Source organism: Rhodococcus sp. BH5 (genome assembly GCF_027583855.1).
GTDB lineage: Bacteria > Actinomycetota > Actinomycetes > Mycobacteriales > Mycobacteriaceae > Rhodococcus_F > Rhodococcus_F qingshengii.
On record NZ_JAJHVW010000001.1, the window covers coordinates 792,806 to 811,689 of the forward strand.

At 64.0% G+C, this 18,884-nt stretch carries 18 protein-coding genes; all 18 read right to left on the reverse strand.

Going from position 1 to position 18,884, the window contains the following annotated elements; genetic code table 11:
- Positions 1–5: 5 nt before the first annotated feature.
- A complete protein-coding gene (rimM, locus tag RhoBH5_RS03600) occupies positions 6–578 on the reverse strand; it encodes a ribosome maturation factor RimM (RefSeq protein ID WP_064688991.1) in 573 nt (190 codons plus the stop codon).
- Positions 579–592: 14 nt separating this feature from the next.
- Positions 593–835, reverse strand: a complete 243-nt coding sequence (locus tag RhoBH5_RS03605; RefSeq protein ID WP_003939023.1) for an RNA-binding protein — start codon at positions 833–835, stop codon at positions 593–595.
- The gene (gene rpsP / locus RhoBH5_RS03610; protein ID WP_003942818.1) at positions 832–1,302 is read right to left on the reverse strand and encodes a 30S ribosomal protein S16; all 471 of its coding nucleotides are present in this window, start codon (positions 1,300–1,302) and stop codon (positions 832–834) included. Before rpsP ends, RhoBH5_RS03605 begins: the two co-directional genes overlap by 4 nt.
- Before the next feature lie 209 nt (positions 1,303–1,511).
- Positions 1,512–2,594, reverse strand: a complete 1,083-nt coding sequence (locus RhoBH5_RS03615; protein WP_270007955.1) for an amidohydrolase family protein — start codon at positions 2,592–2,594, stop codon at positions 1,512–1,514.
- A 3-nt stretch (positions 2,595–2,597) separates the two neighbouring features.
- Positions 2,598–4,175: a signal recognition particle protein gene (gene ffh / locus RhoBH5_RS03620; RefSeq protein ID WP_270007956.1), complete on the reverse strand. Its 1,578-nt coding sequence runs from the start codon at positions 4,173–4,175 to the stop codon at positions 2,598–2,600.
- 115 nt (positions 4,176–4,290) lie between these two features.
- On the reverse strand, positions 4,291–6,798 hold the full coding sequence (locus tag RhoBH5_RS03625) for a [protein-PII] uridylyltransferase (RefSeq protein ID WP_003942689.1): 2,508 nt from the start codon (positions 6,796–6,798) through the stop codon (positions 4,291–4,293).
- Entirely contained in the window at positions 6,788–7,126 is a 339-nt protein-coding gene (locus tag RhoBH5_RS03630) for a P-II family nitrogen regulator (RefSeq protein ID WP_003942772.1), read from the reverse strand. Before RhoBH5_RS03630 ends, RhoBH5_RS03625 begins: the two co-directional genes overlap by 11 nt.
- A gap of 56 nt (positions 7,127–7,182) precedes the next feature.
- On the reverse strand, positions 7,183–8,442 hold the full coding sequence (locus tag RhoBH5_RS03635; RefSeq protein WP_042450902.1) for an ammonium transporter: 1,260 nt from the start codon (positions 8,440–8,442) through the stop codon (positions 7,183–7,185).
- Positions 8,443–8,689: 247 nt separating this feature from the next.
- Complete coding sequence (ftsY, locus tag RhoBH5_RS03640) at positions 8,690–10,117, reverse strand: signal recognition particle-docking protein FtsY (RefSeq protein WP_030535428.1); 1,428 nt, start codon at positions 10,115–10,117, stop codon at positions 8,690–8,692.
- Positions 10,118–10,159: 42 nt separating this feature from the next.
- Complete coding sequence (gene smc, locus RhoBH5_RS03645) at positions 10,160–13,747, reverse strand: chromosome segregation protein SMC (RefSeq protein ID WP_270007957.1); 3,588 nt, start codon at positions 13,745–13,747, stop codon at positions 10,160–10,162.
- A gap of 26 nt (positions 13,748–13,773) precedes the next feature.
- Positions 13,774–14,058: an acylphosphatase gene (locus tag RhoBH5_RS03650; protein WP_054187763.1), complete on the reverse strand. Its 285-nt coding sequence runs from the start codon at positions 14,056–14,058 to the stop codon at positions 13,774–13,776.
- A gap of 5 nt (positions 14,059–14,063) precedes the next feature.
- Positions 14,064–14,987: an SMP-30/gluconolactonase/LRE family protein gene (locus RhoBH5_RS03655; protein ID WP_064444395.1), complete on the reverse strand. Its 924-nt coding sequence runs from the start codon at positions 14,985–14,987 to the stop codon at positions 14,064–14,066.
- The gene (locus RhoBH5_RS03660) at positions 14,987–15,439 is read right to left on the reverse strand and encodes an OsmC family protein (protein WP_003942740.1); all 453 of its coding nucleotides are present in this window, start codon (positions 15,437–15,439) and stop codon (positions 14,987–14,989) included. Before RhoBH5_RS03660 ends, RhoBH5_RS03655 begins: the two co-directional genes overlap by 1 nt.
- 42 nt (positions 15,440–15,481) lie before the next feature.
- Complete coding sequence (gene mutM / locus RhoBH5_RS03665) at positions 15,482–16,351, reverse strand: bifunctional DNA-formamidopyrimidine glycosylase/DNA-(apurinic or apyrimidinic site) lyase (RefSeq protein ID WP_003942752.1); 870 nt, start codon at positions 16,349–16,351, stop codon at positions 15,482–15,484.
- Between the two features lie 8 nt (positions 16,352–16,359).
- A complete protein-coding gene (gene rnc / locus RhoBH5_RS03670; protein ID WP_003942759.1) occupies positions 16,360–17,133 on the reverse strand; it encodes a ribonuclease III in 774 nt (257 codons plus the stop codon).
- Between the two features lie 19 nt (positions 17,134–17,152).
- Positions 17,153–17,335: a 50S ribosomal protein L32 gene (rpmF, locus tag RhoBH5_RS03675; protein ID WP_007729318.1), complete on the reverse strand. Its 183-nt coding sequence runs from the start codon at positions 17,333–17,335 to the stop codon at positions 17,153–17,155.
- Positions 17,336–17,337: 2 nt separating this feature from the next.
- Positions 17,338–17,898, reverse strand: a complete 561-nt coding sequence (locus tag RhoBH5_RS03680; RefSeq protein WP_007729319.1) for a YceD family protein — start codon at positions 17,896–17,898, stop codon at positions 17,338–17,340.
- A 189-nt stretch (positions 17,899–18,087) separates the two neighbouring features.
- Positions 18,088–18,849: a DivIVA domain-containing protein gene (locus RhoBH5_RS03685; protein WP_003942696.1), complete on the reverse strand. Its 762-nt coding sequence runs from the start codon at positions 18,847–18,849 to the stop codon at positions 18,088–18,090.
- Between the last annotated feature and the right edge of the window lie 35 nt (positions 18,850–18,884).

Consider the following 18,884-nt stretch of genomic DNA (forward strand, 5'->3'; position numbering starts at 1 on the left):
AACGATCAGTCGTTGTCTGAGTTCGAATTGTCGCTGTTCGACTTGTCGCCGAAGTCCGGGTCGAGCAGTCCCTCGGGAGGCTCGATCACCACGACACCGTCGGCGATCGACACCGAGGTGACGATGGCGGCGACAAACGGGATCAGCAATTCGCCGGATGCCTCACCGGTACGGCGAATCGAAAGCAATTCGCCTGCGGCGGAATGCAATACCTCGATGACCGAACCGACCTCGGCACCGTCCGTGAGGACGACCTTCAGTCCTTCGAGTTCGTGATCGTAGAACTCGTCCGGATCATCCGAAGGCTCGAGTTCGGAACTGTCGATGACAAACAGTGTGCCGCGCAACGCATCTGCGTCGCCACGGTCACTGACGCCTTCGAGGCGCAGCAGAAGCCGCCCGGAATGATCCCGGGCGGCTTCCACTGTGTACGACTTCAGTGTGGACTCGCGCGGCTTGCGCCCACGCAGCACGGAACCTACGGCAAAACGATCCTCGGGCTCGTCTGTACGAACCTCGACTACCAATTCACCTTTGATGCCATGCGACTTCGCGACACGACCGACTACGAGTTCCACCTGTTTACTGCCGTCTACTGATCGGTGTCGACGACATCAACACGGATACCGCGGCCACCGATGCCGGAGACCAAGGTCCGCAGAGCGGTCGCAGTGCGACCACCCCGACCGATGACCTTGCCGAGATCGTCTGGGTGCACGTGCACCTCGACGGTCCGTCCCCGACGTCCGGTGATCAGCTCGACGCGCACATCGTCGGGATTGGCGACGATGCCACGCACGAGATGCTCTACCGCATCAGCGACGACGGCACTCACTTGTCAGCAGCCTCGGCGTCTGCAGCGGGAGCCTCGGCGTCAGCCGCGGTGTCTTCTGCCTTGGCCTCGTCAGCCTTTGCAGCCTTCTTCTTCTTGGGGGTGATTGCTTCTGCAACCGGCTCGTTCTCGGCCTGCGCGAGCGCAGCCTGGAAGAGCTCGAGCTTGGTGGGCTTGGCTTCCTTGACGCGCAGGGTGCCTTCGGTGCCCGGCAGGCCCTTGAACTTCTGCCAGTCACCGGTGATCTTGAGGAGTGCCTCGACGGGCTCGGTGGGCTGTGCGCCCACGGACAGCCAGTACTGAGCGCGCTCGGAATCGATGTCGATCAGCGAGGGCTCTTCCTTGGGGTGGTACTTGCCGATGGTCTCGATCGCACGGCCGTCACGACGGGTGCGCGAGTCGGCGATGACAACGCGGTACTGAGCGTTGCGGATCTTGCCGAGGCGGGTGAGCTTGATTTTGACAGCCACAGCTGCAGTTCTCCTTCAGCGCGCACAACAGTGCTGCGCATGTCACGTGCAATTCAGCGACCCACACGATTTGTGAGCCCGGTTTTGCCTCTATCCTGTGACCGTCGCAGCGGTACGTAACCGGTTGCGACGAACAATGGTCCATTGTGCCAGATGGGTGGGCTCGTTCGGAAACCACCCTGTGCGCGCTTCGAGAGTGCGGGGACTCCCTAACCACTCACGGGGGTTCCGCGGAGGATCACACGCATCGGCTTCGCGAGCACAGCGGGGTTTCCGCGCGGATCTTCGGAATAAACCACCAGGTCGGCGGGCGCTCCTTCTTCGATCCCCTGCGCACCCAGCCAACTCCGCGCGTCCCAGCAGGCTGCGCCCAGCGCCTGATGCGCCGTCAAACCGGCAACTTCGAGTTCGGCGATCTCGTCGGCGATCCGCCCGTGCCTGATCGATCCGCCGGCATCCGTTCCGGCATAGATCGGAATCCCGGCCTCGTGAGCGGCACCGATCGTCCGATGTCGACGAGCGTGCAGATCCCGCATGTGCGCCGCGTAGATCGGATACCGCGTGGCAGAGTCCGCGATCTCGGGGAAAGTTGCGATGTTGATCAGCGTCGGAACCAAGGCCGTGCCGTGCGCGACCATCAACTCGATGGTCGCGTCCGTCAATCCGGTGCCGTGCTCGATGCAGTCGATGCCGGCGTTGATCAGGCCGGGCAGAGCATCCTCGGCAAAGACGTGAGCGGTGACCCTTGCGCCTTTGGCATGGGCGGCAGCGATGGCCTCGACCAGAATCTCGTCGCTCCACAACGGGGCGAGGTCACCGATGGAACGATCGATCCAGTCCCCGACGAGCTTGACCCAACCGTCACCGGCGCGTGCCTGACGCACCACCTCGGCCGGCAACTGAGATTCGTCGTCCAGGTCGACCGGCAGGCCCGGGATGTACCGCTTCGGTGCTGCGATGTGCTGACCTGCGCGAATGATCCGCGGCAGATCGAGGCGCTCGTCGATGAACCTGGTGTCGACCGGCGATCCGGCGTCGCGGAGCAACAGCACGCCCGCGTCACGTTCGGTCTTCGCCTGCCCCAGCAAGCCGTCGACGGTTTCGCCGCCGCCACCGCCGTAGCGGATACCGACGTGACAGTGCGCATCCACGAGACCCGGTGTGATCCAACCCGATTCGACGATCGTCTCCGCACCGGACACCGGCTCGAAGGAAATCAGCCCGTCGACGATCCACAATTCGATCGGCTCGGCATCGGGCAGACCGATACCCCGCAGATGAAGCGCAGCCACCGACTACTTCTTGGGCAGCTTGAGCTGGGAGAGATCGATGCCTTCCAGTCCGGGCGGCAACTGATCGAGACCCTTGGGCATGTTCGACAGGTCGGGCATACCGGCCGGCATTCCGCCGGGCATACCCGGGAATCCGCCCATGCCGGGGAATCCTCCGCGCATCTTGGGCTGCGTCGGGCCCTTGCCGCCCTTCTTGCCCTTCTTGCCCTTCTTGCTGCGAACCTGCTTACGCGCGCCGGGCATACCCATACGGCCGGCCATGGCAGCCATCATCTTGCGGGCTTCGAAGAAACGGTCCACCAACTGGTTGACGTCGGAAACCTTGACGCCCGAACCGTTCGCGATGCGCAGTCGGCGTGAGGCGTTGATGATCTTCGGATCGTCGCGCTCGGCCGGCGTCATACCGCGGATGATGGCCTGAATGCGATCGAGTTGCTTCTCGTCGACGTTGGCCAGCGCGTCCTTCATGCCGCCGGCACCCGGCAACATACCGAGGAGGTTGCCGATCGGGCCCATCTTGCGGACGGCCATCATCTGATCGAGGAAGTCTTCGAGGGTGAGCTGACCGGAACCGATCTTCGCTGCGGTCGCTTCGGCCTGATCGGCGTCGAACACCTGCTCGGCCTGCTCGATGAGGCTCAGGACATCGCCCATGCCGAGGATCCGGCTGGCCATGCGATCGGGATGGAAGACGTCGAAGTCTTCGAGCTTCTCGCCGGTGGACGCGAAGAGGATCGGCTGGCCGGTGACCTCGCGGACGCTCAGCGCGGCACCACCGCGGGCGTCGCCGTCGAGCTTGGTGAGGACGACACCGGTGATGCCGACTCCCTCACGGAAAGCGTCGGCCGTGCTGACCGCGTCCTGACCGATCATGGCGTCGAGGACGAAGATGGTCTCGTCCGGGTTGACGGCGTCACGGATACCGACGGCCTGCGCCATCAGCTCCGAGTCGATACCGAGGCGACCGGCGGTGTCGACGATCACGACGTCGTAATGCTTGTTGCGTGCTTCTTCGACGCCGGCGCGGGCGACCTCGACGGGGTCGGCTGCGGACACGCCCAGTGCGTTCTCGCCGCCGCCGATGGAGGTACCGGGATGCGGCGCGAAGACTGCGGCGCCTGCACGCTCACCGACGATCTGAAGCTGAGTGACGGCGCCGGGACGCTGAAGGTCACAGGCGACGAGGAGGGGCGTGTGCCCCTGATCCTTGAGCCACTTGGCCAACTTTCCGGCCAGCGTGGTCTTACCGGAACCCTGCAGACCGGCCAACATGATGACCGTCGGCGGAGTCTTGGCGAACTGCAGTCGACGAGTTTCGCCGCCGAGAACCTCGACCAGCTCTTCGTTGACGATCTTGACGACCTGCTGAGCCGGGTTCAGTGCACCCGAGACCTCGGCGCCCTTGGCGCGTTCCTTGATCTTGGCGATGAAGCTGCGCACTACGGGAAGCGCGACGTCGGCCTCGAGCAGGGCAAGGCGGATCTCGCGGGCCGTAGCGTCGATGTCGGCGCCGGACAGACGACCCTTGCCACGCAGATCCTTGAGAGATCCGGTCAATCTGTCGGAAAGGGATTCGAACACCGAGTGCGCTCCTGAAGGTCGTGCGAGTTAGCCGTGGATATTCTCGGGCACCAGCCTAGCCGCTACGCCCGCACCGATCCCAGCCGATGCGGGCGTAACTGCCGAAACCGGTCCGTCAATCCTCTTTCTTCTTGGGTTGTGGCACCGGAACCACCGCCAGCACCGCCTCCTCGACGCGCTCTCGCGCCGCGCGGGTATCGGCCTCACCGAAGTCGAGGCAGAACGCGTCGACCACCGAGGAACCCAAGGTGGCGACCTTCGCCCACCGGATGTCGGCTCCACTGTGTTCGAGTGCTGCGGCCAGTCGGCAGAGCAGGCCGACGCGGTCCTCGGTACGCAATTCGAGGATCGCCTGACCGTCACCGGGCGCGTCGAACCAGATGACCCGCGGTGGCGCCTGCGCATAGAGCACCGGAACCGCGGAATCCTTGTTGGTCTGGATCGGGTCGTCCCACTGCTCTGCCCGTGCCTCCTCGTCCTTCGCGTCGAGAAGTTCGAGCAAATTCAGTTCACCGGCCGAAGCCCGGATCAATTCCTGCCGGAGCAGCACCGCCTGCGGGGGTGTGCCGAACCTCGGCGTCACGACAAACGAGTTGACCGCCGAACCTGCATGCGACCCCAGCGATGCGGAATGCACCCGCAACGACTGCAGCGCCAGAACTCCGGCAGCCCGAGACAGCAGCCCGGGAGCGTCGGGCGCGATGACGGTCACGACGTAGGTGTGCGCATTCTCGGCCGGAACGAGCGAGACGTGAACCCCGCCCTCCTCGGCGATGGCCAATTGCTCGGGAGCGAGTGGATCGGGTTGCGGGAGCTCCTCCCCTGCCATCAGCAAACGACAACGACGCACCAGCTCGCCGATCAACGACGACTTCCAGTCGCCCCAGACACCAGGCCCGGTGGCCAGCGAATCCGCTTCCGCCAACGAATGCAGGAGATCGAGAAGGGTCCCGTCTCCCTCGAGTGCGTCGACCACTCGCTGCACCGTTGCCGGATCGTCGAGGTCGCGACGGGTGGCGGTTTCCGGCAACAGCAAGTGGTAGCGCACCATCGCCGTCAACGTCGCGACGTCGGAAGGCCAGAGTCCCAAGCGATTTCCGATCGCGGTGGCCAATTCGGCACCGACGACGCTGTGGTCTCCCCCTCGCCCCTTCCCGATGTCGTGGATCAACGCACCGAGCATGAGCAGATCCGGCCGGGCGACGCGAGTGGTGAATCCGCTTGCATACGCGGCGGTTTCGACCAGGTGCCGATCCACCGTCCACGTATGGACGGCGTCGCGCGGCGGAAGATCGCGAATGGTCCCCCACTCCGGCAGGAGTCGACCCCAGAGCCCGGTCCGGTCCATCGCCTCGATCACCGGAACCGCACGCGATCCCGAACCCAGCACGACCAAGAGATCGTTGACTGCATTTTTCGGCCACGGTTCACGCAATTCGGGGGCATTGTCCGCCAGGCGATTGAGCGTCGACGCGGAGATCGGCATGCCGTTGGTGGCCGCCGCTGCCGCGACCCGCATCACCAGACCGGGATCCTTCTTCGGTCTCGCATCGCGCGCCAGAACTACTTCGCCGGCATGCTCGACGACACCCTCGTCCAGTGGTCGTCGCACCGGCGCGCGACGCAGCCGCGACAAACCACGCCGGGGCAAGGAGTTTCCGGCGGTACGGATACCGACGTCGACCGAATAGCTGATGGTGCGCGCCGATTCGCTGAGAAGGCGGGCCAGATCGAAGCGATCACCGATCCGTAGCGCCGCACCGATCTCGTCGGCGTCCTGTGCTCGCAGTTGGTCGCGGGCGCGACCGGCAACGCGGTGAAGTTCGGTGCGCACGTCGAGCAACCGCCTGTGCGCAAGTGCCAGACCGCCGCCGGGCGAGTTGGGTCCCAGCCCTGGCATCCCGTCGGTCAATTGCGCGATGGACAGGGCGTTGAGCAGTTGGACGTCTCGCAGCCCGCCACGACCGCTCTTGAGATCCGGTTCGGCGCGATGGGCGATCTCGCCGCTGCGCTCCCACCTCGTACGGGTCTGGGTGATCAATTCGTCGAATCGGCTGCGGATGTCCATGCGCCACTGTCGTCGGACACCACTGATCAACAGGTTGCTCAGCTCCACGTCGCCGGCAATGTGGCGTGCTTCGAGCATTCCGAGTGCTGCCGTCATGTCGGTGGCCGCAACCTGAAGCGCCTGCGGAAGCGTCCGCACGCTGTGGTCGAGTTTGATGTGCGCGTCCCACAGCGGGTACCACAGGCTGTCCGCAACCTGGGCCACGACCGCCGGGTCCATGTCGTCGTGCAGCAGAATCAGATCGAGATCGGAATACGGCAACAGTTCGCGTCGGCCGAGACCACCCACGGCGACGATGGCAAACCCACAATCCGGTTTGATGCCCAGTTCGGTCCCCTTGGTGGTCAACCAGAATTCGTGCAGATCGACCAGTGCATGTCGCAGCGCGGGGGCGTCGAGCCTCCTGTTCTTGACGCCTCCGGTGAGTAGGGCCTTGCGTGCGCGGGCCAGGTCCGCAGCTTCGTCGGATCCCCCTGACGAGACCGGCCCTGGCCCCGTCGCTTTCGCGACGGAACCAGGGCCGAAGTTCTCGGACCCTTTCGGGTCAGAGTGCATCGCCACCGCGTTCCCCGGTGCGAACCCGGATGACCGACTCGACTGGCGAGACCCACACCTTGCCGTCACCGATCTTGCCGGTTCGAGCGGCCTCGACGATCACCTCGACCACCTTGTCCACGGCCGCGTCGTCGACGACGACCTCGACCCGGACCTTGGGTACGAAGTCCACGGAGTACTCCGCGCCTCGGTACACCTCGGTGTGGCCCTTCTGTCGGCCGTAGCCCTGAACTTCGCTGACTGTCATACCCAGCACTCCGGCCTGCTCGAGTCCGGTCTTGACGTCCTCGAGCGTGAACGGCTTGACGATTGCTGTGATCAGCTTCATGTGCTCATCCCTTTCCAAACTCTGAAGTGCCTGAATTCACTTTAATCACGTGCTGATCACGCGAGGTCGTATGCGGTCTCTGCGTGTTCGGTCTCATCGATGCCGCGTGCCTCGTCCTCGGCCGAGATTCGCCAGCCCAGGGGCTTGAGTGCGAAGCCGATGATCGTCGTCAGAACGCCGGTGAAGACGAGGGCTGCGAGTGCGATCACGATCTGAACCACCAGTTGCTTGTAGTCGCCGCCGTAGAAGAGTCCGGTTGCGGTGCCGAAGAATCCGATACCGATCGTGCCCCACAGGCCGGAGACAAGGTGAACACCGACGACGTCGAGCGAGTCGTCGAAGCCGAAGCGGAACTTCAGGCCTACTGCGAGAGCGGACAGGATGCCGGCAACAGCGCCGAGGAAGATGGAACCGACCGGGTTGAGCGCACCGGCAGCAGGGGTGATGGCGACCAGACCGGCGACCGCACCGGACGCTGCGCCGAGGCTGGTGGCGTGGCCGTCACGAATACGCTCGGTAGCGAGCCAGGCCAGGACTGCGGCACACGTCGCGGTGGTCGTGTTGACCCAGGCGAGACCGGCGTTACCGTCGGCGGCGAATGCCGAGCCTGCGTTGAAGCCGAACCAACCGAACCAGAGGAGTGCGGCGCCGAGCATCACGAAGGGCAGGTTGTGCGGACGGAAGGCGGTCTTGCCGAAGCCGAGACGCTTGCCGACGATGAGTGCGAGGACCAGACCGGCCATACCCGCGTTGATGTGAACGACTGTGCCACCGGCGAAGTCGATCGGAGCGACGTTGGCGACGGTGACTCCGTCGTCGTTGACCGTGGTGCCGAAGAGCTTTGCCGCGATGCCGTCCTCGGAGCCCGAGAGGAGTCCGCCGCCCCACACCATGTGTGCGAGCGGGAAGTAGACGACGGTGACCCAGATACCCGAGAACAGGAGCCAGGTGCCGAACTTGACCCGCTCGGCCAGGGCACCACTGATGAGGGCGGTGGTGATGATCGCGAACGTCACCTGGAACGCGATGTCGATGACGTTGGGGTAGCCCCAGGCGCCGGCGATGAAGTTGCCGTCAGCATCGGTGATGCTGTTCTTGAGGCCGAAGAACTCGAACGGGTTGGCAAAAATGCCCCCGATGTTCTCGGTGCCGTAGGACATCGACCATCCCCACAGAACGTAGATGACGCCGATGACGGCCATGGCCCCGAAGGACATCATCATCATGTTCAGGACGGACTTGGACCGAGACATCCCGCCGTAGAAGAAAGCGAGGCCGGGTGTCATCAGCAAGACCAGAGATGCAGCCATCAGCATCCATGCGGCGTTACCGGAGTTCGCCAACAAATCGTCGGTACTCACTTACTACCTCCTAGTCGCACGTGCCGGGCAGCACGTCGTTAAGGAGAAGAGTGCTGGGCTGGTGTTTCGTCCATGGCGCTGTCGCGTTTCGCAGACGTGAACCAATTGCCCAACTTTGTTGCAAACAGGTTTCGCCAGGGGGTTCTACCGACCCTGTGCGCCTTTTTGGTAGTTCGCGCTACCGAAAAGGCGCACGGGGGCGTCAGCCCAGGAGGGCGTCGACGAACGCACCCGGCTCGAAGGGCGCCAGGTCGTCGGCACCTTCACCGAGACCGACCAACTTCACCGGCACACCCAGTTCATGCTGAACCTGGAAGACGATTCCGCCCTTGGCGGTTCCGTCCAGCTTGGTCAGTACGACGCCGGTGATGTCCACGACCTCCGCGAACACTCGAGCCTGCGCCAGTCCGTTCTGGCCGACCGTCGCATCGAGAACCAGCAGAACGTCGTCGACCGAGGCCTTCTTCTCGATAACCCGCTTGACCTTGCCGAGCTCGTCCATCAGACCGGTCTTGGTGTGCAGACGGCCGGCGGTGTCGATCAGGACCACGTCGACGCCGTCCGCGATGCCCCGTGAGACCGCGTCGAAGGCAATCGCAGCGGGATCGCCACCCTCCTTGCCACGAACAACTTCAGCGCCGACACGCTCGGCCCACGTCTGGAGCTGATCGGCGGCGGCGGCGCGGAACGTGTCCGCGGCACCGAGCACGACGCGACGACCGTCGGCGACGAGCACGCGAGCCAGCTTGCCGGTGGTCGTTGTCTTGCCGGTCCCGTTGACGCCGACGACGAGCAGAACAGCCGGGTGATCATCGTGCGGCAATGCGCGGATGGAGCGGTCCAGTTCGGGACGCAGTTCGGCGATCAACACCTCGCGCAGAAGGGCGCGGGCGGCAGCCTCGGTCCGGACGCTGCGGGCCGCCATCTGCTCACGAAGCTTCGTGACGACTTTTTCCGTGGTCGCGGAGCCGAGGTCTGCGATGAGGAGGGTGTCCTCGACTTCTTCCCACGAGTCCTCGTCCAGATCGCCGCCACCGAGCAGACCCAGCAAGCTCTTGCCGACTGCTGACTGCGAGCGGGAAAGGCGCCCGCGCAGTCGGTCCAACCGACCCTCGGTCGGGTCGATCTCGTCCAGCACGCGCGGTGCAGGCTCGACTGGCGCGGGAACGACGACAGGTTCGGGAACGACAGGTTCTTCGACAACAGGTTCTGCTACCGCTGGTTCTTCTACGACCGGCTTTTCGATTACCGGCTCTTCGACAACCGGTTCCTCGACAACAGCGGGTTCTTCGACAACCGGCTCCTCGACAACGGCCGGCTTCTCCGCAACCGGTTCTTCGACGATCGGTTTTTCGACGACAGGTTCTTCGACGACGGGCGGCATCTCGGCGACCGGCGGTGTCGGAACCACCGGAGGTGGCGCCGTTGCCGTCGACCCCTGACTGAAGTTGAACCCGCCACCGGCCTTGTAGCCGCCTGACTTGTCCTTCTCGGGGGCGCCGAGCTCCGGCTTCGTCTCGGGCGCCTTCAGCGATACCTGCCCCTTGCGGTAGCGCAGGAATCCGGCAACGAGAACGACGAGTAGTACGGCCGCTACAGCCGCGATGATGATCCAAGCCTGGGTAGTCACCGGCCCATTGTTTCAGGCTCCGACCCGGAAAGTGAGCAGGGCTTACGTCGAGGCCATGTCTTGACCGCGAAGTCGCTGCGAAATCACGGTGGTGATGCCGTCGCCGCGCATGCTGACGCCGTACAACGCATCGGCGATTTCCATCGTCGGTTTCTGGTGAGTGATCACGATCAACTGCGACTTCTCCCGCAATTGTTCGAAGAGTCCGATCAGCCGCCGCAGGTTGGTGTCGTCCAACGCCGCCTCGACTTCGTCCATCACGTAGAACGGGGACGGGCGTGCCCGGAAGATCGCGACCAGCATGGCCACCGCGGTCAACGACTTCTCGCCGCCCGACAGCAACGACAACCGTTTGACCTTCTTACCGGGCGGACGCGCCTCGACTTCGATGCCGGTGGTGAGCATGTCCGAGGGATCGGTGAGGACCAGCCGCCCTTCTCCCCCGGGAAACAATTTCTCGAACACTCCCACGAACTCACGCTCGACGTCGGCATAGGCCTCGGTGAACACCTGCAGAATTCGTGCGTCGACGTCTGCGACCACAGCAAGAAGGTCCTTGCGTGCGGTCTTGACGTCCTCGAGCTGAGTGGAGAGGAAGGTGTACCGCTCCTCGAGAGCTGCGAATTCCTCGAGCGCCAGCGGATTGACCTTGCCGAGGGTGGCGAGGTCCTTCTCGGCCCGCTTGGCGCGCCGTTCCTGAGTCGCGCGGTCGTACGGAAGCGGAGCGGGGGCGGTGACCTGCTCCCCACGCTCCTTGGCCTGCTCGTACTCCTCGATTTCGAGAGCGGTCCGCGGCAGTTCGACCTCGGGCCCGTACTCGGCGATCAGATCGTCGAGGCCGATACCGTACTGATCGAGGATCGACTCCTCGAGTTGTTCGATGCGCAGCGCTGCCTGTGCCTTCGCTACCTCGTCGCGGTGGACGGCGTCGGTGAGCGAAGCGAGTTGTCCAGTCAGTGCTCGGACTGTCTCGCGGACCTGATCCAGCTTGGCCGTGCACTCGGTGCGGGCCCGAGCCAACTCGTCACGGTGAGCAAGAGCCGCGGCGACGACGGTCTCGAGTTCGGCCGCCACACGCTGTCCCGATTCGGCCACGGCAGCTGCGACCTCCGCAGCGTGCGCCCTGGCGCGCAGAGCCCGTTCGGCGCGGATCCGCGCTTCTCGTTCGGCGGCCGCGGCGCGGCGAAGCGAATCAGCCTTTCCGCGTACGGATTCCGCACGCTCTTCGGCGGTGCGCACGGCAAGGCGAGCATCCATTTCGACGATGCGCACTTCCGCGAGCGCTGCTGCGGCCATTTCGCGATCGGCAGCGGTCGATTCCGCACCGTGTCCCGGTGCACTGCCGTCGGTTTCGGCGACGCGCAGACGTTCCTCCAGATCCGCGAGCTTTGTCAGCGACTCACCGCGGCCCTCCTCGGCACGCACTCGCTGGGCGGTCAACCGCTCGGATTCCGCGTGGGCGACTCGTGCTGCCTGCCCCAATCTGCCCAACTGCTCGTAGATGGCGGACATGGCGGCGTCCGACTCGTTGAGCGCGGCCAAAGTTTGCTCCGCGGTCTCGCGTCGAGCGGCTTGTTCGGCCAGAGCGCCGGACAGCGCAGCGTCGAGTTCCTCGGATCGGCTCTCCGTTGCCGCCAGTTCCGCTGCTGACGCGTCGATCGCCGCCTGCACCTCGAGCGTGCTCGGTTGCCGATCCGAGCCACCGATCATCCACCCCGAACCGTGCAGATCGCCGGAACGCGTCACTGCGCGAATTCCCTTGCGGTCAGCAACAACTCGAATCGCGTCATCGAGAGTCTCGACCAGGACGACGCCATCGAGGATGGCGGTCAATCCGGCACGCAACTCGTCAGGGCAGTCGATGACGTCGACGGCCGGACGACTACCCGGCGCGATCTCGGCCTCGCGCTTGATCGCCGGTTCACCGCTCACGATCAGTGATGCACGTCCACCGTCCTGATCGGCCAGTGCTGTGACAGCGGAGCGAGCCGAGTCCAGCGACTGCGCCACGACGGCGTCCGCCGCCGGCCCCATCGCGGCAGCGATCGCAGCTTCGTAGCCGGGTTCGACGTGAATCAATCCGACCAGCGAGGTGATGCCGTCGTCGCCGCGGTGTTCGAGCAGCCAGCCGCCACCGTCCTTGCGCTGCAAACCCATCGACAGTGCCTCGATGCGCGCCCGGAGCGAAGCGATGCGTTGCCCGCTCGTTTTTTCTTCCTCACGAAGCTCTTCGACGCGCGCGTCGATCATCTCGAGAGCCTCGATGGCGCGTTCGTGATTGGTATCGAGGCCGACTTCACCGGCGTCGAGGTCCCCGATGCTTTCTTGCACCGTGTCGAACTCGGCCTGTGCGGCATCGCCACGCAGACGAGCCTCGTCGATCGCCTCGGTCAGCCGAGACACTTCCGCGTCGACGGATTCGACGCGGGTACGCAGAGTGTCGACCTGACCGGAGAGTCGAGCAAGACCTTCACGGCGGTCGGCGACGGCACGAACTTCCGCCATGTGCGCCCGTTCCGCTTCTGCTGCAGCATCTTCGGTGGCTGCGAGCTGGTCCCGAGCAGCGTCCGACGCCGCTCGCGCGATTTCGACGCCTTCGAGGAGTTCGGCCTCCTCGGCAGCAAGACGTTCGGCGCGCGCCTCCATCTCGTCCGGGTCCTGGCCGCGGTTGCCGACGGGTTCGGAGTCGAGATGACGCGCACGCTCGCGGGCGATGCGCACGGTGGCGTTGACGCGTTCGGCAAGCGCGGAAAGCTGGAACCAACTCTGCGCAGCCGCTTCCGATCCCGGAGTCAGACGAGCGAGAGCTTGCTCCTGGCGCCCGAGTTCGAGGTTGGCCTCGTCGAGCGCAGCCGCCACCTGGTTGTGCTGTTCACGGGCCGCTTTCTCGTCCTGCGCCTGGTCGTTCAACTGGTTTCGACGGGTCACCAGATCGTCAGCGGCCAGACGCATCTTTGCATCACGCAGGTCAGCCTGGACCGTCTGTGCTCGCCGAGCGACCTCGGCTTGGCGTCCCAGCGGTTTGAGTTGCCGACGCAGTTCCGCGGTGAGGTCACTGAGGCGAGCGAGATTGGCCTGCATGGAATCGAGTTTGCGCACCGCTTTTTCCTTGCGGCGGCGATGTTTGAGGACTCCCGCGGCTTCTTCGATGAAGGCGCGTCGATCTTCGGGACGGGATTCGAGGATCGCGGCGAGCCGTCCCTGCCCGACGATGACATGCATTTCGCGGCCGATGCCGGAGTCGCTGAGCAGTTCCTGGACGTCCATCAGACGGCAGGACGAGCCGTTGATCTCGTACTCCCCCGCACCGTCGCGGAACATCCGGCGCGTGATCGACACCTCGGAGTACTCGATCGGGAGCGCCCCGTCGGCGTTGTCGATGGTCAAGGTCACCTCGGCGCGGCCCAGCGGCGCGCGGCCGGAGGTGCCGGCAAAGATGACATCTTCCATCTTGCCGCCGCGCAGGGCCTTGGCGCCCTGCTCGCCCATCACCCAGGTCAACGCATCGACGACGTTGGATTTACCCGAGCCGTTCGGGCCGACCACACAGGTAATTCCCGGCTCGAACCGAAGAGTCGTTGCCGACGCAAAGGATTTGAATCCCTTGAGTGTCAGACTCTTGAGGTGCATGGGGGGAAACTTTACCGCCAAACCGGTCAGCGTTCGACGAACCCTGTCAGGTCGCCCCTGGCGGTGTCCCAGCTGTCGACCACGAGATCCACCGTGCCCGGGGTAGTGCCGGAGCGCAGCATCTCCACCAATCGCTCGAGCTGCGTGCGTTGGCCTTCCGCCACGACGAGCACTCGACCGTCACGCTGATTGGACGCATATCCGATCAATCCGAGTTCGAGAGCGCGGGCCCTGGTCCACCACCGGAACCCGACGCCTTGAACGTATCCGTGAACCCACGCCGTCAACCGCACGGGCGCTGCTTCAGCCATGACGCTCAGCCCGCCACACGTTCGAGACGGTGAACGTCACCCAGGAATCCGGTGGTGTAGAGCGCGTTGGGATCCCAGCCCGGTCCGGCGCCGAACTTGACCGCAGATGTGAACGGCAGACCCGAGGCGATCTCACACGAAGATCCCGAATCCGGATCGACGCGAACAACTTTGCCGCCTGCATTGAATGCGACGTACAACGCGCCGTCCGGTCCGACGGTCAGATCGTCCGCCATGTTTGCCGGACCGAACCCGGGGAGCGTGATCGTTCGCACCGGCCCGCCCAGATCGTTTGCGTCGAGGATGTGGACGGCGGTGACCATGTCGAAGGTCGTGCTCACGTAGATCGTCGAACCGGAGCGTGCGAGGCCGTCGACGGTGCCGAGGTCTTCACGAACGATCGAACTGCTTCCGTCACTGTTGACGACCGTGAGCCCCGGCCTGGTGAGTGTGCGGGCAGTGAGGAAACGGTTATCGTCCAGCTGCACAAGCCCGTTCGGCATCACCAGACCGTCGGCGATCGTTGTCACCGACCCGTCTGCGACGTCGACCTTGCGGAGGCTGCCGTCGGCGATTCCGAACAGTCCCGAGACAGTCGAGTTGCCCGTGGTGAAGTACACGGATCCCTCACGCGCGACCAGACCGCCAGGTCCGGTGACGTCACCGACCAAAGTTGTCCGTGTTCCGTCCGGCGCCACTTTCAGCAGTGCACCCGGCCCGATCAGAGCCGACTGCGACAACACCATCGATCCGTTGCCGTCGAATTCGAGGTTCTCGAGCATTCCGGCACCAGTCGTCACGACGCTCGACGTCCATGTGCCGCAACTACCGGCCGAGCCGTCGGCCGGGACCGAGGCCTGCGCTGGAGCACTCAGCGCCACAACGGAACCCAGTGCGATCGCAGCGACAACGCTGCCGGCGCGGAACATCAGGCTTCCGTGTCGAACGACAGAGTGACCTTGGTTCCGGCCTTGAGCGTGCGCCCGACCGTGCATACCTTGTCCACGGAACGCTCGACGAGAGTGATGAGGCGCTGCTGTGCCTCGGCATCCAACTCGCTGAGATCGAGCTCGAGGACCTCGTCGAGCTGCGGGTAGACCTCGTTTTCACGATCGGCGGCTCCGGACACTCGGACCGTCGCGTCGTAGTTGTCACCGAGCCGGCGCGAGATCGGGAAGTCGGAGCTCATCCCGGTGCATGCGGCCAGTGCAATTTTGAGGAGTTCGCCGGGCGTGAAGACTCCTGGCACCGATTCGGAGCCGATGAGAACCTCTGCGCCGCGCGAACTCTTGCCGGTGTAGAGGCGGGTTCCGGTTCGTTCGACCCAAAGCTCCGTGTGAGCCGGGGCGGTTGCAGTGGTGTCGGGAGTCTGTTCAGCCATGACGCAATCTTGCCACTCCGCCGAACCGAAGGGGCGGGAGACCTAGGCGATTCGCCGTGCCCTCGGGGTCGGCTGGCACCGCGGGCAACTGAACGACGATCGATTCATGAACTTCTCACGCTTGATCGGCGCGCCGCATCGCGGGCACGGGAGGTTTTCCTGCCCGTACGCCGACAGCGACCGGTCGAAGTAGCCCGATTCCCCGTTGACGTTCACGTACAGCGCGTCGAAGGACGTACCGCCCTGATCGAGCGCTTCACCCATCACCGAGTGTGCCGCGGTCAACAGTTCTCGAAGTTTGGGCCTGGTAAGCGTTTCGGCGATTCGGTTGCCGTGAATCTTGGCGCGCCACAATGATTCGTCGGCGTAGATGTTTCCGATTCCGGAGACCACCGTCTGGTCGAGAATCGCGCGCTTGATCTCGGTGTGCTTGCCCCGCAGGACTTTCACGACGGATTCGAGATCGAACGCCGCATCCATGGGATCGCGGGCGATGTGCGCCACCGACTCGGGCAGCATCGTTCCGTCGACCTCGACGAGGGGTGAAATCGACCAGCCACCGAAGGTCCGCTGATCGACGAATCGAAGATCGGCCCCGGAATCGAGGGCCAACCGAATGCGTAGGTGCTTTTCCCAGTCGACTGTCGGGGGTTGGACCAGCATCTGTCCGCTCATCCCGAGATGAACCACCAGTCCGACACCGGCAGGCTCGAGAACCAGCCACAGGTACTTGCCGCGACGCTCTGCCGAAGCGATGGTCTGCCCGGTGAGTTGGCCGATCAAGTCCTCGGAACCGAGAATGTGGCGCCTGATCGCGCGGGGATGGAGTACCTCGACGGCCTCGATCGCCGCACCTACAGCATGAGACTGTAGGCCGCGGCGAACGACTTCGACTTCGGGAAGCTCAGGCAAGAGTGAACTCAGCCGGCAAGATCAGGCGTGTCGTCAGCAGCGACTGCGGTAGCAGCGGCATTCTCCGACATCGTCTTCCATGCCGAACTTGCTGCCTTCTGCTCGGCTTCCTTCTTGGAACGACCGACACCGACACCCAAGGGTTTGCCACTGATGAGAACGGTGGCCGTGAATTCCTTGTCGTGATCGGGTCCTGTGGCGGTGATCTCGTAAACGGGAACTCCGGCACCGTGTTCTGCGGTCAGTTCCTGCAGACTCGTCTTCCAATCCAGACCCGCGCCCAGAAGCGGTGCGCGAGTGAGGAGATCGTCGAACAGATCGAGGACGACGCGTCGCGCAGTCTCGATGCCGTGCTGCAGGTGGATGGCGCCGAGAATCGACTCCATACCGTCGGCGAGAATGGACGGCTTGTCACGGCCGCCCGTCATTTCCTCGCCCTTACCCAGCAGCAGGTGTGCTCCGAGTCCACCTTCACCCAGAGTCCTGGCAACCTCGGCGAGTGCATGCATGTTGACCACGCTGGCACGGATCTTCGCCAGATCACCTTCGGATTTGTCCGGGTGGGACAGGTAGAGATTTTCGGTCACCGTGACGCCGAGAACGGAATCCCCGAGGAACTCGAGGCGCTCGTTCGTGGGCAGTCCGCCGTTCTCGTACGCGTACGAGCGGTGCGTGAGAGCCAGGGTCAGAAGACCGGGCTCTATATCTACGCCGACAGCGGCGAGGAGCTTGTCGTGATTGCCCTCGCCGCCGGCGGCTGAAACTGTATTTTCGCTCGTCATAGTCTTTCTCCGGGGAGAACTAGACAGCAGCGGTTACCTGGCGGCCCTTGTAAGTACCGCATGACGGGCATGCGATGTGGGGAAGGGTCTGCTCGCCACAGCCACGGTTGGGGCAGGTAACGAGGGTGGGCACAGTGGTCTTCCACTGGCTACGACGCGACCGCGTGTTGGATCGCGACATTTTGCGCTTGGGGACAGCCACTTCTACTTCTCCTCGGCTTCGGTGATCACAAGATTTTCGCTGGTGTTTGATTCCACGCCAAATTTGGCCGCGAGACCAGCCCAGCGAGGATCAAGTATGTCATGCCCATGCCCAGATTCCGCAATCGCCAGGCGAATGCCACATTCTGAGCACAATCCCAGGCAATCGTCACTGCACAGAGGCTGGAGCGGAAGCGCCAGCCCGACTGCATCGACGATGACCGGTTCGAGGTCGATTTCGTCGTCTTCGACCGCGTAGACCTCTCCCTCTTCCGTCGTCTCCTCGGTGGTGCTGTCCGGGTAAGCGAACAACTCCGTGAGATAGATGTCCACGGTGTCGGTGAAAGGTTCAAGGCACCGCGAGCATTCACCCTTGGTGGGTGCGTGCACGTTTCCGGTGACGAGAACGCCTTCGGACACTGCTTCGAGACGAAGATCGAGATCTATGTCCGCGCCCGCTTCGATCGCGATCAGATCGAGACCGATACGGTTCGGGGACTGAATTGTTCTCTCGACGGTACGCATCGACCCTGGACGACGACCGAGCTTGACCGTGTCCAGCAAAAATCCCGCATCACTTGACTGATGCGACGAACTACGACGATGCGTTGACAAAGAGAACTCACCTAACTGTTGAAACTGGTATGGGCAACCACTCCACAATACGGCAGCTACAAGGCAAATCCCAATTCGATCCACGAAAAAGTGGGCCGCCCCATATCGGACGACCCACCCTCGACTGACTTGTCTGCTCTATCGGCGCCGCTCGGAACGACGATCGTCGTCCTGGTAGTCGGGAACCCCCGAACCCGTTCGAAGCTGTTGACGACCACGCCCGACCGATCGAACCGTTCCGGTGAGGAACTCTTCGAACTCGGCCAACTTGGTGTCCACGTACAGGTCACACTCCGAACGCATCCTGTCGGACTCGGCATGAGCGGCGTCGATCACTCGCGCGGATTCCGCGTGAGCTGACTGGACAACCTCGGTCTGCGACACCAGACGAGCCTGCTCCGCCGTTCCCTCCGCCACCGAATGTTCGTACGAGGCCTGGCCGGACTCGATCATCCGATCGGCCTCGGCACGCGCCCGCCCGGTGACGGCCTCGTACTCACGACGGCCGTCGGTGACGGTCCGTTCCGCTTCTGCTTCGGCGTCCTCGACCAACTGATCGGCGTGCGCACGCGCTTCGGCAACCATGCGATCGGCCTGAGCCTTGGCATCGGACAGAATCCGGTCGGCGTCGTCGCGTGCGTTCTCCACAGTCGAGGTTGCCTCGGCATTGGCGCTGCTGACCGTCTTCTCGGCGTTTGCTCGCGCGTCACCGACCAATTTGTCGCGATGATCGAGGACGTCCTGAGCGTCGTCCAGCTCGCTCGGAATTGCGTCCCGGACGTCGTCGAGTAGCTCGAGTACGTCACCGCGAGGCACAACACACCCTGCGGTCATGGGAACACCGCGCGCCTCTTCGACAATTGCGACCAGTTCGTCCAGTGCCTCGAATACGCGGTACACAAGCAACCCCAATCTCTACCGGCCGAAATCGGCCC